10 protein-coding genes are annotated in these 13,641 nt (G+C 67.8%); 5 read left to right on the top strand and 5 right to left on the bottom strand.

The genetic code is table 11. The features are described 5' to 3' along the window. Window positions 1-33: 33 nt before the first annotated feature. Complete coding sequence (locus tag J1M43_RS12430) at window positions 34-2,862, top strand: lamin tail domain-containing protein (protein ID WP_206476872.1); 2,829 nt, start codon at window positions 34-36, stop codon at window positions 2,860-2,862. 127 nt (window positions 2,863-2,989) lie between these two features. Here the strand turns inward: J1M43_RS12430 and J1M43_RS12425 are convergent, their stop codons facing one another. Next, window positions 2,990-3,388: a YccF domain-containing protein gene (locus J1M43_RS12425; RefSeq protein ID WP_206476871.1), complete on the bottom strand. Its 399-nt coding sequence runs from the start codon at window positions 3,386-3,388 to the stop codon at window positions 2,990-2,992. Window positions 3,389-3,498: 110 nt separating this feature from the next. Between J1M43_RS12425 and J1M43_RS12420 the strand changes: the two genes are divergently transcribed. Then, on the top strand, window positions 3,499-5,970 hold the full coding sequence (locus J1M43_RS12420; protein WP_206476870.1) for an ATP-dependent helicase: 2,472 nt from the start codon (window positions 3,499-3,501) through the stop codon (window positions 5,968-5,970). 7 nt (window positions 5,971-5,977) lie between these two features. On the opposite strand, the gene glsA is transcribed toward J1M43_RS12420, so the two are convergent. Then, a complete protein-coding gene (glsA, locus tag J1M43_RS12415) occupies window positions 5,978-7,360 on the bottom strand; it encodes a glutaminase A (protein ID WP_206476869.1) in 1,383 nt (460 codons plus the stop codon). 150 nt (window positions 7,361-7,510) lie between these two features. Between glsA and J1M43_RS12410 the strand changes: the two genes are divergently transcribed. Together J1M43_RS12410 and ligD are read left to right on the top strand one after the other, a co-directional pair. Further along, window positions 7,511-8,632 (top strand): SseB family protein, encoded by a 1,122-nt coding sequence (locus J1M43_RS12410; protein ID WP_206476868.1) that lies wholly within the window; start codon window positions 7,511-7,513, stop codon window positions 8,630-8,632. A gap of 39 nt (window positions 8,633-8,671) precedes the next feature. Then, entirely contained in the window at window positions 8,672-9,739 is a 1,068-nt protein-coding gene (gene ligD / locus J1M43_RS12405) for a non-homologous end-joining DNA ligase (RefSeq protein WP_206476867.1), read from the top strand. A 31-nt stretch (window positions 9,740-9,770) separates the two neighbouring features. Here the strand turns inward: ligD and J1M43_RS12400 are convergent, their stop codons facing one another. After that, window positions 9,771-10,814, bottom strand: coding sequence for an ATP-dependent DNA ligase (locus tag J1M43_RS12400; protein WP_206476866.1), 1,044 nt, complete (start codon window positions 10,812-10,814; stop codon window positions 9,771-9,773). 92 nt (window positions 10,815-10,906) lie between these two features. On the opposite strand from J1M43_RS12400, the gene J1M43_RS12395 reads away from it, so the two are divergent. After that, window positions 10,907-11,392: a hypothetical protein gene (locus tag J1M43_RS12395; protein WP_033104957.1), complete on the top strand. Its 486-nt coding sequence runs from the start codon at window positions 10,907-10,909 to the stop codon at window positions 11,390-11,392. A 105-nt stretch (window positions 11,393-11,497) separates the two neighbouring features. Here J1M43_RS12395 and J1M43_RS12390 read toward each other — a convergent pair whose 3' ends face one another. Continuing rightward, entirely contained in the window at window positions 11,498-12,160 is a 663-nt protein-coding gene (locus J1M43_RS12390) for a TetR/AcrR family transcriptional regulator (protein ID WP_206476865.1), read from the bottom strand. Window positions 12,161-12,207: 47 nt separating this feature from the next. Beyond that, window positions 12,208-13,461 (bottom strand): HNH endonuclease signature motif containing protein, encoded by a 1,254-nt coding sequence (locus tag J1M43_RS12385; RefSeq protein ID WP_206476864.1) that lies wholly within the window; start codon window positions 13,459-13,461, stop codon window positions 12,208-12,210. Window positions 13,462-13,641 lie beyond the last annotated feature (180 nt).

Raw genomic sequence — 13,641 nt, 5'->3', positions numbered from 1 at the left:
CCGGTTCCCCCCCCTTCTGACCCCTGGAGTCACATGTCTCGCCTGCGACGCGGGTTCGCGACGACGGCGGTGTGCGCGATGAGCGCCACCCTGCTGCTCGCCGTTCCCACCACCGCCTTCGGCGCCACTGCCGTCGATGCCGCGGCGCCCCTCGGCGTCCGGATCAACGAGGTCGTCTCCAACGGGGGCAGCCCCGACGATTGGATCGAGTTCTACAACGAATCCGATGCCGACGTCGATCTGAGCGGCTACATCGTCCAGGACAACAGCGAGAAGAATCCGTACGAGTTCCCCGCAGGAACGATCGTGACGCCGGGCGGCTACCTCGTCCTCGACACCCTGTCCGACACGGGTGAGGGCGACTTCGACTTCGGCCTCGGCAAGGGCGACAGCGTGCGCGTGTTCGCACCGGGCGACGCCAACGGCGCCGAGCCGCTGCTGCAGACGGCCTGGCCGGAGGGCATGCACGCCGTGCCGAGCTGGGGCGCGCAGGATGTGGACGGCGAACCGGTCTGGGGCCTGACCACGGCATCGACCAAGGGCGCGGAGAACACGTTCGAGGCGATCCCGGAAGAGCCCGAGGAGCCTGGGGAGCCTGAGACACCGGTCGCCGGATCCGTCCGGATCAACGAGGTCGACTCGCAGCCCGCCGACTGGGTGGAGTTCTACAACCCGGGCGACGTGGCCTTCGACCTCTCCGGCTACGAGATCCGCGACAACTCCGAGGACCACCGCTGGCAGTTCGCGCCGGGCACGACTCTCGATGCCGGCGGATTCCTCGTCGTCGAAGAGGGCACGATCGGCGGCGTCGACGGCGTCGAGACGGCGTTCCGCGACCCGATCGGCATCGGCTCCGCCGACCGCATCCGTCTGTTCGACACCTCAGGCGCGCTCGTCGACGACACTCTCACCTGGGAAGGCCACGCTGCGATCGACGGCGACTTCGCCGCCGCCACGCTGGCCCGCTGCATCGACGGCGAAGGGGCGTTCGCCCTCGCGATGCCGACGCCAGGAGCATCCAACGTCTGTGTCGCACCCGACGTCGTGATCAACGAGATCGAGTCGAACGGCGACGCGACCGACTGGGTCGAGGTCTTCAACGCCGGTGCGACCGCCGTCGACATCTCCGGCTGGACCGTGATGGACAGCGATCCGATCAAGCACGCGGCCGAGACCACTCCGCTGCCGGCCGGCACGGTGCTGGCCGCGGGCGGATACTTCGTGTTCGATCAGCCGACGAACTTCGATTTCGGGCTCGGCGGCGGTGACACCGTCACGGTGCGCGATGCGAACGGCAAGCCGGTCGCCGAGCACGTCTACGCCGATCACGCCAAGGGCGTCTGGGCGCGCTGCGGCGACGAGTTCATCGACGTCGCGCTGTCCACCAAGGGCGCGGTGAACGTCTGCGAGGGCGGTGGCGGTGACGACGGCGGTGAGCTCGAGCTCGACACGTGGCCCGGCTCGGCCGACGTGCGGGTGCTGGACTCTGCGCCGATGTTCCTCGAGGACAGCTCCGGACTCGACATCCAGGAGACGGCTGACGGCGCCTTCCTCTGGGCGGTCGACAACGGTGAGGGCCGCATCTGGAAGCTCAAGGCCTCGGCTGACGGCTCCGTCTCGATGGTCGACGGCTGGGCGGACGGCAAGCGCGTGCGCTTCCAGAAGGATGCCGACGCACCCGGTGCAGCCGGCCCCGACACCGAAGGCATCACGACCGACGCCGAAGGACTCGTCTACGTCGCATCCGAGCGCGACAACAGCGCGAAGGGCGTCAACCAGAACAACATCCTGCAGGTCGACCCGAACGGCGCCGGCCCCGACCTCGTCGCGTTGACCGAGTGGGACCTCACCGCACTGCTCCCCGCCGTCGGCGCGAACCTCGGCATCGAGGCGGTCGAGTGGGTGCCGGATGCCGCGCTCACCGGGAAGCTGTTCGACGACGCGGCTCAGGCGGCCTACGACCCGGCGACGTACGCAGGCAAGAACGCCGGTCTCTTCTTCGTCGCAGTCGAGGACAACGGCGGCGTGTACGCGTTCGCGCTGACCGCCGACGGCTCGGCGCAGCTCGTCTCGTCGATCGACCCTGGTCTCGCGGGCGTCATGGCGCTGGACTACGACTCGGTGCTCGGCGTGCTGTGGGCCGTCTGCGACGACGGATGCCAGGGTGCCTCTGCGCAGATCACGCTCAACGGCACGGCCCAGCCCGCCATCGCGCACTTCGCACGCGCGGCAGGTCTGCCCGACATCAACAACGAGGGCTTCGCCACGGCGCCGGCGTCGCTCGCGACGGACGGCCAGCGCCCGGTGTGGTGGTTCGCCGACGGTTTCGCATCCGAGGCCCTGCGCACAGGGACGCTGCCCGCCGGCAGCGGCGGCGGCGGCCCCGGTGAGGGGCCGGGTGAAGGCCCTGGCTCCGGTGATGGCGGTAGCCAGCCCGGCCCGTCGATCGAGCCACTGCCCGGCGACGCGATCGTCGACGGCAACCGTGGCGGAGCGACGGTGGACAAGTCATCCGTCGCCCCCGGCGAGAAGGTGACGATCACGCTCGCGCAGAACCCCGGCGCCGACGTCGAGGTCTGGATGTATTCCGACCCGACGTTCCTCACCGACGGCACGCTGAGCGCCGCGGGTGCGATCACGGTCACGATCCCGAAGGATGCGGCGGCCGGCGCCCATCGTCTCGCGGTGTACTCCGCGGACGGCGAGCTGCTGGGCTGGGTGAACATCCAGGTCACCGCTGCCGGCGGCGGGCTCGCGACCACGGGCTCCGAACTCCCGGCCGCAGCCCTCGTGCTCGCACTGGGACTCCTGTTCGCCGGTGCGATCGCAGTGACCCTGCGTCGCCGGCGGCAGACGGCGTAGCCGTTCAGCGCTGAAGGCGCGTGGAGCCGACCGCTCCACGCGCCTTTGCTGTCGAGTCACTGCTGCGCAGCGATCTCGCAGCGCTCGCTGCCGGTGAGCGCATGATGCAGCCACTCGTGAAGACCCGTCAGCGCGAGCCGTCGAACGGGCCCCTGCGGGTCGAGACGATGTCCTTGCCGAGCGGCATGAGCGAGATCGGCACCATCTTGAAATCGGCGATGCCCATCGGGATGCCGATGATCGTGACGCAGAGGGCGATGCCGGAGACGATGTGGCCGATCGCGAGCCACCATCCGGCGAGGACGACCCACACGACGTTGCCGAGGAACGCGCCGATGCCGCCCCGCGGCTTGTCGATGATCTGGCGTCCGAACGGCCAGAGCGCGTAGCCGGCGATGCGGAACGACGCGATGCCCCAGGGGATCGTGACGATCAGGATGCACAGGATGATGCCCGCGAGCATGTAGCCCAGGAACAGCCAGAATCCGGACAGGACCAGCCAGATGACATTGAGGATCGTGCGCATGCACCGATTGTGACACCTCAGGCCGGGAGCGCGCTGGGGGTACGACAGGGCCGCGCGGCACGCAGGGCGCGGGGCGCAACGTCAGTGGCGCGGCTTAGACTCGTTAGGCCATGACCGAAGCCCTCATCGTCCCCGGATCGACCGGCCCGCGCCCCTCGGGTGCCGGGGGCCAAGACGACCTTCTCGCAGGTCTCAACCCGCAACAGCTCGAAGCGGTCACCTACCGCGGCCCCGCGCTGCTGATCGTCGCCGGTGCGGGCTCGGGCAAGACCAGCGTGCTCACCCGCCGCATCGCCTCGCTGCTGCGGGGCCGAGAGGCATGGCCGAGCCAGATCCTCGCGATCACGTTCACAAACAAGGCTGCGGGAGAGATGCGCGAACGCGTCGTCGATCTCGTGGGCGAGGCCGCGCGCGGCATGTGGATCTCGACGTTCCACTCCGCGTGCGTGCGCATCCTGCGTCGCGAGGCCGACCAGTTCGGCTTCACCAAGTCGTTCACGATCTACGACTCCGGCGACTCGCGCGCGCTCATCAAGCGGCTGGTGAAGGAGCATGAGGCCGACGCGTACGGCCTGACGCCGGCGGCCACCCAATCGCGCATCTCGAAGCTGAAGAACGAGCTCTCCGACGCAGAGTCGTACTCGCGCGACGCGAACATGAGCGACCCTGCGGAGCGGAAGTTCGTCGAGATCTTCGCCGATTATCAGCGACAGCTGCGCAAGGCCAACGCGTTCGACTTCGACGACCTCATCGGTCAGACCGTGTTCCTGTTCCGGGCTTTCCCGAAGGTCGCCGACACCTATCGTCGCCGGTTCCGGCACATCCTCGTCGACGAGTACCAGGACACCAATCACGCCCAGTACTCGCTCATCCACGAGCTCACCCGCCCCGTCTCGAGTGACGCGCCCGATCCATATGCCTCCAACGGCATGATGATCTTCGAGCCATCGCACTCCGACGCGACGGCATCCGAGCTGGAGGGCGCTTCGCTGACCGTAGTCGGCGACTCCGATCAGTCGATCTACGCGTTCCGCGGGGCAGACATCCGCAACATCAGCGAGTTCGAGCGCGACTTCCCCGGTGCTCGCGTGGTTCTGCTCGAGCAGAACTACCGATCGACGCAGAACATCCTCTCGGCCGCGAACGCCGTGATCGGCAACAACTTCGACCGCAAGGACAAGAAGCTCTGGAGCGACAGGGGAGCGGGCGACAAGATCGTCGGCTTCACCGGCTATTCGCAGCACGACGAGGCGCAGTTCGTCGCCGACGAGGTCGAGGCGCTGCACCGTTCGGGCATGCCGTACTCGGAGATGGCGGTGTTCTACCGCACGAACTCCCAGTCGCGTGCACTGGAGGAGATCTTCATCCGCTCGGCCGTGCCGTACAAGATCATGGGCGGCACGAAGTTCTACGAGCGCGCCGAGATCAAAGACGCCATGGCGTACCTCATCGCGGTCGCGAACCCCGCAGACGAGATGTCCGTTCGCCGTATCCTCAACAAGCCGCGGCGGGGCATCGGCGATGTCACCGAGACCGCGATCGCACGTTTCGCCGAAGACCACGGCATCTCGTTCCGTGAGGCTCTGTCGGTTCCGGGTCAGCTCGGCGTCGGGCCGAAGATCCAGGCCGGAATCGGCCGGCTGGATGCGGCGTTGAAAGAGGCGACCGAGATCCTGCTGCCCGCATCGGGCGAGGTGCCGCCTTCGACCTCGGTCGCGGACGGGCTCAGCCTGCTGCTCGCCAAGAGTGGGTACCTCGATGCGCTGCGCGCGAGCCGCGACCCCCAGGATGAGGCCCGCGTCGAGAACCTCGACGAACTGGTCGCCGTCACGCGCGACTTCGCCCGCAACAATCCCGACGGCACGATCGTCGACTTCCTCACCGAGGTGGCTCTGGTCGCCGATGCGGACGACCTGGACGACGAGTCGGGCTCGGTGTCGATGATGACGATGCACACGGCCAAGGGACTGGAGTACGACGCGGTGTTCGTGACCGGAGTCGAGGAAGACCTCATCCCGCACCGCATCTCGGCGGGGGAGCCCGGTGGGCCGCAGGAGGAGCGTCGGCTGTTCTACGTCGGCATCACGCGTGCACGCAAGCGTCTGCACCTGTCGCTCGCGATGACCCGTGCGCAGTTCGGCGAGGTGACGGTGGCGATGCCGAGCAGGTTCCTGCAGGAGATCCCCGGCGACCTGGTCGACTGGCGCCAGTCGCCGGGAGACGTGAACTCCCGGGGCGGCACGCAGTCGCGAGCGCTCAATGCGCGGCGCGGCGGAGGGTCAGGCAGCGGCGGCTTCGGTTCAGGCGGCGATCGCTTCGGCGTCAAGCCGCTGGCCCCGCGAGACACTCTCAAGCCGCTGTCGACGTCGATGGACAAGTTCCCCAACAAGGTCACCGGCAAGGTGCGCGACAACGGCGACCTCGAACTGGCCGCCGGCGACCGCATCCGTCATTCCGATTTCGGCGAGGGACGAGTGGATGCCGTCACCGGCGAAGGCGCGAAGCGCATCGCTCATGTGCGATTCGAGTCTGCGGGGCTGAAGAAGCTCCTCATCAAGATCGCGCCGATCGAGAAGCTGTAGAAGACGCTCAGTCGTTCGGCACGGCACCGGTCATGGTCGCCGCATCGCGCACGGCGTCGTCGAACCCGGCCGACTGCGACAGGCCCGCGACTCCGAGGCTGCGGCCCTGCGGGTCGCTCGCGATGACCCGCATGCCACGCGCACGGCACCAGGTGGCGAGAGCGGCGAGCATCCACACCGCGACGGACTGCAGCTGCGTCACCTCGGTGAGATCCAGAACGATGACGGCCGGGGATTCGCGGTCGGTCGGGCGCGCGTCGAGCCACGAGTCGAGATCGAGCAGCAGTCGTTCGGCGCCGTCGAAGTCGATGTAGCCGCGCAGACGCCACACGGCCAGGTCATCGGCGTTCTCCTGCAGGATCTGGGTGGCGACGGCATCCTGTTCGGCACCGAGTCCTGCTGCGAGTTCGTCGTTCGCGGCCGTGACCTCCGCGGCCGAGAGCGTGAGCGGACGATGCAGCACGTGCAGGCCGAATCGTGTCGCGAGCTGCTGGGCCGCCGCGACGCCGCGCACGCTCGCGCCGCTCGCGTCGAGCCTCGGACTGAACAGGCCCAGCCCGAACTCGCCGGGCGAGCTCGCGACGAGTCCGCCGGCGACTCCTGACTTCGCCGGGAGCCCGGCCCGCAGCAGCCATTCACCGGCGTAGTCGTACATGCCGCAGGTGGCCATGATCGTCATGACGTGCTGGCACGTCTCCGCGCTGGTGACGCGCTCACCCGTCACCGGATTCACTCCGCCGTTGGCGAGGGTTGCTCCCATCACGGCGATGTCGCGCGCCGTGACGAGCACGGAGCACTGACGGAAGTACGTGTCGAGAGTCTCCGCCACCGGGGCGGTGAGAGAGCCGGCGCCGCGCATGAGGTAGGCGAGTGCACGATTGCGATCGCCCGACTCCTGCTCGGAGGCCAGCACCGCTTCGTCGACTCTCAGATCGCGACCGGCGAACGCGCTCAGGCGAGCGAGGATGCGCCCGAAGCGCTCCTCGGGGGAGCGCCCCGTGACGAGCGACGTCGTCACTATCGCGCCGGCGTTGACCATCGGGTTCGGCGGGCGGCCGGTCCCGGCTTCGAGCTTGACGGAGTTGAAGGCCTCGCCGCTGGGTTCGGCACCCACTCGGTCGTGCACGGCGTCGAGACCCTGATCGTCGAGGGCGAGCGAATACACGAACGGCTTCGATGCGGACTGGATCGTGAAATCCACGCCGGTGTCGCCGCTCTCGTACACGCGGCCGTTCAGCCCGCACAGGGCGATGCCGAACTGCTCCGGATCTGCCCCGGCCAACTGCGGGATGTAGTCGGCGACCGTCCCGCGCCGGTCGCTGATGAGGCGGTCGTGCACGATGTCGAGGAACGACGTGACGATGTCAGAGAGCTTCTCCGGGGCGGCCATGGCCCCATGCTACGGCGCCGGCTTCTCAGCACATGCCAGAAGGGTTTCCCGGGTTCACGCGCGACTGAAGCCGGGAAATCCTTCCGCCACTGCGGTGAACGGACGCCACGGGACTCAGACACCCCACTCGGCCGGGTTAGGCTGATCGATATGGCACTGTTCTCCCGCCGCAAGAAGACCGACGACGCGTCCGAGTCGCAGACGCCGATCGAGGCGGAAGCTCCCGACGAGGTTCCCGAAGAGGAGCAGCCGCCCGCCGAGCCGGTACCCGAGATCGGCATCTCGGTGCAGGCGTTCCGCGGGGTCGGGGCGGCAGCAGGTCCCGAGGTCACGCTTCCCGATCCGGATGAGTCGGCGCCGAAGACTCCCAGCCCGATCGCGGCTCCGCGGCCGACGGCATCCGCTCCATCTGTGTCGACCGCGCCTGAGAAGCGCACGCTTCCCCTCGCACCCGCGCTGCCGCCGGCGCAGACCGAATCCGTTCCGGGTATGAAGGACAACGTGCTGCTGCGCACGGCGCTCGCCGAGATCGAGGAGGGGGCGTCGAACGAGCAGCTGATCGGCGTGCTGCGCCAGATGCTGCAGGGCCACCTCTTCCTGCGGGTGAGCGGCGACGCGCGCACCCAGATCAGCGAGGGCAAGCCGCTCTCGGTCGCGGTCGTCCGCGACGGCGAACGTGCGTACATGCTCGCGTTCAGCTCGGCGATCGCGGTGCGCGATTCCGTTCAGCGTGAGATCGATCCGACGGCGACATCGGCGGTCGCGCAGCCGGTCACCGCCGTGCTGCAGCAGGTCGTATCCGGCGGCTTCAGCGGACTCATCATCGACAACGCCTCCGGCGCGCACCGCGCGGTGTTCTCGATCGAGATCCTCACGAAGGCCCTGGAACAGGCCGACCCCGGCATGACGATCAAGTCGCTCCTGGCCGCTCCACGTGAGCAGGACGCGGCGCGGAAGGTCGGCGACGCTCTTGCGAAGACCAAGGTCTGGGTCGCGGTCAACGACGGCACCGAAGGTGCGAAGGTGGGCATCGCCGAGGCGCACACCGCAGACGGCCGCCGCTTCCTGCAGGTGTTCTCGCACCCGCTCGAGGTCGTCGCGCTCGGTCGCGGCGACAAGCCCATGCCTTTCACCCCTGAGCAGCTCGCCAAGCTTCTCACCAGCCACGCGTCACTCGCCGGTGTGCTGGTCGACTCGGCGGGTCCCTCGCTCATCGTCGAACGCGACGCGCTGGCCGCCGTGATCGTGCTCGCGGTCGATCTGGGCGACTGACACTATCGCGCCCGTGCCCGCCCGCTCTAGGGTCGGAGCATGGCTTCTGAGCGCGTGACGTTGACTGTCTCCGACCCTGAGGGGGAGCGGGAGATCGACCTCTCCAGTCCGAACAAGGTGATCTGGCCTGAGCCTTCGCCAGGCTCAGGGGGCATCACCAAGGCGGAGCTCGCCGAGTACTTCCAGGTCGCCGCCGTTCCGTTCCTCAACGCGAACGGCAACCGACCCGTCTCGCTCGAGCGCTTCCGCGCGGGCATCGGCGGGGAGAGCTTCTTCTCGAAGAATCCGCCCAAGGGCACTCCCGACTATGTCGATTCGGTGATGGTGACGTACAACAGCGGGCGCCAGCATCCGCAGATCGTCCTCAACCGGCCGAGCGCGATCGTCTGGGCCGCGCAGATGAACACGATCGTCTTCCATCCGTGGGCGTCGCTCGCGAGCGACACCGACAACCCGGTCGAGCTGCGCATCGACCTCGACCCGCAACCCGGGACCGACTTCGCGGATGCCGTCACCGCAGCGCACGGTCTGCGCGAGGTGCTGCGCGAAGCCGACCTCGAGCCGTTCATCAAGACCAGCGGCAACCGCGGCCTGCACGTGTTCTGCCCGATCGAGCCTTCGCGCGAGTTCCTCGACGTGCGCCACGCTGTGATCGCCGCCGGGCGCGAGCTGGAGCGACGGATGCCGAAGCAGGTGACCACGAACTGGTGGAAGGAAGAGCGCGGTGAGCGCATCTTCGTGGACTTCAACCAGGCGAACCGCGACCGGACGATGGCCGGCTCCTACAGCCCACGCGCGCTGTCGGCGGCGACCGTGTCGACACCGGTGGAGTGGGATGAGCTGGATGGCCTCGATCCGACGGTCTTCACGGTGCGAAGCATCCCTGCGCGTCTCGCGGATGTCGGCGATCCGTGGGCCGACATCCAGAAGTCACCCGGCAGGATCGACACGCTGCTCAAGTGGTGGGAGCGCGACCTTGAGAACGGCCTCGGCGAGCTGTCGTTCCCGCCCGACTTCCCGAAGATGCCCGGTGAGCCCCCGCGTGTGCAGCCCAGCAAGATGGTCGCGGAGAACTGGGATTCCGAGGGGAACCGCATCGAGGAGTGAGTCCCGCGTGCTCCCGATCACCGCTCGATGATCACGCCAGTACGTCGGCGAGGTCGTAGCCGGCGACGGTGTCAAGCTGGTCGTACGTGCACGAGCGCGCATCGCGATCAGGACGCCACCGTTCGAACTGCACAGTGTGCCGGAAACGGGCACCCTCCAACTGGTCGTAGCGCACCTCGAGGACCCGCTCCGGCCGGAGGCGCACGAATGACACGTCTTTCGAACCGCTGAACCTGCTGCGTTCGCCTTCGCCCGTCACCGCAGCACCGTCCTCGTCGCGCTCCACGAGAGGCGCGAGTTCGTCGACGAGTTCCTGTCTGCGCTTGTCGCTCCAGGCGGCGACGCCTCCGACCCGGCGCAGAGCACCGCCTTCGTCGTACAGGCCGACGAGCAGCGAACCCACGCCGGATCCGGACTTGTGGATGCGATAGCCGAGGGCCACGACGTCGGCGGTGCGGGCGTGCTTGATCTTGATCAGCGTGCGCTTGCCCGGCGCGTAGGGCTGGTCGAGGGGCTTGGCGACGACGCCGTCGAGACCGGCGCCCTCGAACTCGGCGAGCCACTGCCTGGCCATGGCCTGGTCTTCGGTCGTGCGGGTGAGTTGGAGCGGATGCCGCGCACGTGCGAGCAGTGATTCCAGGCGTGCCCGGCGTTCGCGGAACGGTCTATGCTGCAGATCCTCGTCGCCTTCGGCGAGCAGGTCGAACGCGATGAACATCGCCGGGGTCTCGGCGGCGAGACGCTCCACGCGCGAGGCGGCGGGGTGGATGCGCTGACTGAGCGCCTCCCAATCGAGGCGCTGTGCGCCCGGTTCGCCGGTCGCGACGACGATCTCGCCATCGAGCAGGCAGGGTCCGGGGAGGATCTTCGGCAGAGCCTCGACGAGCTCGGGGAAGTAACGGGTGAGCGGCTTCGCGCCGCGCGAGCCGATCTCGAGCGTCTCGCCGTCCCAGGCGACGAGACCGCGGAAGCCGTCCCACTTCGGCTCGAACAGCATCCCGCCGCTCGTCTTCGCCGGGTCGGGAACGGATGCTGCGGCTTTCGCGAGCATCGGAACAGGGATCTCGTAGCGCATGCCTCCATCTTCGCGGTAGGCGCCTCACCGCGGAAGAGCGCCCATCGCAGATTGGTCTGGTGCTCCCAGCCAGACGTGCGATCCTGAGAACGATGAATGAAACACAGGGGCCCACCCCCGCCGGCACGTCCCGTCCATACCGCAACCTCTCCGAGGCGCTTCGCGCGCATCGCATCGACACGCAGAATCACGAGTTCATCACCGCGATCACGGATGCCGTCGGCGTCTCGTCCTTCATCGATCGTGGCCGCTACATCGAGGCGATCCGCAGTGGCGGAGGCACACCGCTGCACATCGGCAAGACGTACACCAACGGCTTCGCCGAAGACGAGCAGGTCACAGTCGGCGCGACCGTGCTGCGTCTGCGTCCGAGCGAAGGCCGCGCACCGTACTTCTATGTCACGCACCCGAGCGAGTTCCGACCCATCGCGGAGAAGGCGCCGGCTGCGCGTGCACCGCGCAAGACGGCCTCCACCGTCAGCGCGCCGCGTCCCACGAAGACGAACGAGCGCGACTACGGCACGTGCGACGTCTGCTTCATGGTGCGCAATGCATCCGGCGGGTGCGGCTGCGACTGAATCGTAGGCGCAGGGTCGGTTGTCGACGCAGTGCGATGCGCCCGCCTGGTCGCTGCGCCTGGGGCCGGCCCGCCTCAGCTGAGGTCGGACTGCAGCCGGCGTGCCTCAGCTCAGGTCGGACTGCAGCCGGCGCGTCACTTCGGCGATGGGCATCGATCGAGGGAAGACGGCGACCACCATGTCGCTCGGGGTCTCGTCAGCGGCATCGGGGAGAACTCCGTAGCGGCGGCGCACATCGTCGAGCGCGGACTGCAGCACAGCGGGGGCGACGCGCTTCGTGCCGCGCAGCAACTGGCGCAGCACGTGGTTGTGCACGGCTGTGACGAGGGCGGCGAAGCCGACCGCATCAAGCGGATCGATGCCGGGAAGCGCACTGCGCAGATACTCGTCGAAGAGGCGTTCGTAGCGGAACACGGTCACGATCTCGCGCTCGCGCAGCGCCGGCACCTGCCGGACGACCTGATAGCGCAGGCGGGCGATCTCCGGATCGTGGGCGAAGTGGGCGAAGACGTGCTGGGACGCCTGGCAGACGGCCTCCCATGGATCGCGGTGCCCCTCGGCGAGGAAGGCCCGCACCTCCTCCAGCAGCACTTCGTGGTCGGTGAAGACGACATCCTCCTTGCCGCCGAACTGGCGGAAGAAGGTGGACCGGGAGACGCCGGCCGCTTTCGCGATCTGCTCCACCGAGGTCTGGTCGAAGCCCTGGGCGCGGAACAGGTCGAGCGCTGCGGCGACGACGCCGGTGCGCGGCTCTGCGGACTGATGCATAGCGAGAAGCCTAATGCTGGCGCGCACGTCGGGCTTGCGGGCGGGGTTCAGAACGGTGGTTCGGTGACGGGTGCGTGAGGTGTCGGCTTGCTTTCATGCCCGGTCGGTGTGATGACCTGAACCGAATTGTCCGGCCGACTGCGGTAGATCGCTCGCGTGAGATGTCGATGCACGTGGTCGCGGGGACACAGCGGCCGGAGCTCGTCGATGTCGGTCTTGCCGCCGCTCGCCCATGGGGTCTTGTGGTCGATGTCGGCGTCTTGGGCGAGGCGGTTGCAGCCGTCTCTGGCGCAGGTGCCGTGTTGGAGGATGAGCCATTCGCGCTGGGCTTGAGTGGCGCGGCGGGAGCGGCGGTCCATGTCCACCACGACGCTGCGGATGGGGTCGATGATCACCCGGCGAAACGCCTTCGCATCGAGGAACAGCTGCTTCGCGGTGAGCGGGTCGATCGGACCGTGACCGACGAGCTCGGCCGCAAGGAGTTCGATGGGGATGGTGACGAAGATCTTCGTCTTGACTGCCTTGTCGGTACCGACACCGCGCAACCACTCGGAGCACAGGTCGGCGCGGATCTGATCACGCGTACGGCACTCGTCCGGATGCTTCTGCAGATGCTTGGCCGCGGACGTCAGACGGCGTTTCGCGGCGATCGCCTCGATCGTCGGGATGTACGCCATGAACCAGCTCATGCCGTCCTCATCCTCCTGGACGACGACGCGGCGTTCCCGCACCTTCCGGCCGTGACGCTCGGCCGCGCCGACCGGGTCGAGCCGATCGACCAGAGTCCGCAACCGGCGAGCGAAGGCCGCCGGCGGACACGACAGCGCCCACTCCGACGCCGCCTCATCGATCAACCGCATCGCCTCACGTTCGAGATCGAGCTCTTCCTCCGATGCACCGAAATCGGCCCGCACCCGTGCCAGCGCGCCGACGGTGCGACCGACCAGATACATCGACACGAAGCCATCCCTGGCCTGCGCCCACAACAACGGAAGATGCGCCATCGCCTGCTCTGCCGTGAAAAGCACCCCACGCACGTACTCCTCCGAGCACCGCAACCGCAACGCGATATCGAACACCGCCGCACGCTCCGCCTGGCCCAGCGCATCCTTATCCGTCCCATGCACGTACACCTGGGGATTGCGGCGCGCCAGAGCGACAGCATCCGCAATCCTCGCCGACCGCCGCGCCTCATACCGATTCAGATCGACATCCGCACACTGCAGATCATCCAGCGCAGACTCCACGAAGAACGCGGCATCACGCGGCCGGTCATCCACATCGTCGAACCAAGGTTCCATGAATCCAGACTAGTTGAAAAATGCGACTAGCGCAATGGTTATGGATAGAAAAAACGAAGATATCTACGAATCCGAGTGGCGAGCGGGTGAGACGGAGCGCTCAGACGGAGGTAGTAGGCTTTAGGACTGGTCGATGTCTCGACATCGAGATACTTTCCGGACCGAGACCCAGTGAAGGAA

The sequence above is a fragment of the Microbacterium sp. KRD172 genome (assembly GCF_017168295.1).
GTDB lineage: Bacteria > Actinomycetota > Actinomycetes > Actinomycetales > Microbacteriaceae > Microbacterium > Microbacterium profundi.
This window is presented reverse-complemented; position numbering and strand designations above follow the sequence as displayed.